The following is an 875-nucleotide window of genomic DNA, read 5'->3' as shown; positions in this document are numbered from 1 at the left end:
CCTACCGCTCCTGGAAGCAGCCCGGTCGGCAGTCTGCCGCGCGCACGGTCAGCGACGCGGTGGTGATGGATGCGCTGCTGGCCACCGTGGGCACCCCGGAGGGCCTCTACGGCCGGCGGAAGATGACCGCCTACCTGCGCCGGTGTGGGCTGGCGGTGGCCCACTGCACGGTGGACCGGCTGATGCGCTCGCTCGGGCTGGCCGGGGTGGTCCGAGGCCGGCGGGTGCGCACCACGATCCCGGCCAAGGATGGGACGCGGGCGGCGGATCTGCTCAACCGCAACTTCACCGCCGCGGCCCCGAACACCGTGTGGGTCGCCGACTTCACGTACGTGCGCACGTGGGCCGGGTTCGTCTACGTCGCCTTTATCGTCGATGTCTTCGCTCAGCGCATCGTGTCCTGGAACGCGGCCACGACCCGCACGACGGATCTGGTGCTCACCTGCCTGCGAATGGGCCGGTGGGACCGGACCCGTCAGGGCCTGGTGCTGCCGGACGGGCTGATCCATCACCACGACGCCGGGTCCCAGTACACGGCGCTGCGCTTCACCGAGCATCTGGCCCTGGAGGGGATGGCGCCGTCGATCGGTTCGGTCGGGGACGCCTACGACAACTGCCTCATGGAGTCGATCATCGGCCTCTACAAGACCGAGTGCATCCGCCCGGGCCCGTTCGTGAAGGCACCACTGAAAACTGTCAGCGACGTCGAGTACGCCACGATGGCCTGGGTGGACTGGTACAACACCCGCAGGCTGCACTCCAGCCTCGGCAACGTCCCGCCTGCCGAGTTCGAGGCCGCCCACTACGATCAGATCACTGCGCCCCAGCCGGCGGCGCAGCCCGTATGAAGACGGCAGAGAAGCCGAGACGGTTCA

1 protein-coding gene is annotated in these 875 nt (G+C 68.9%); it reads left to right on the top strand.

The genetic code is table 11. The features are described 5' to 3' along the window. The coding region (locus PU704_RS19930) for an IS3 family transposase (RefSeq protein WP_277552888.1) at nt 1-848 on the top strand (848 nt) is incomplete at its 5' end. Nucleotides 849-875: the final 27 nt, after the last annotated feature.

Source organism: Kocuria oceani, assembly GCF_029524215.1.
GTDB classification, from domain to species: Bacteria; Actinomycetota; Actinomycetes; order Actinomycetales; family Micrococcaceae; genus Kocuria; species Kocuria oceani.
Note: the sequence above shows the minus strand (reverse complement) of the source record. Positions and strands in the feature narration are given on the sequence as shown.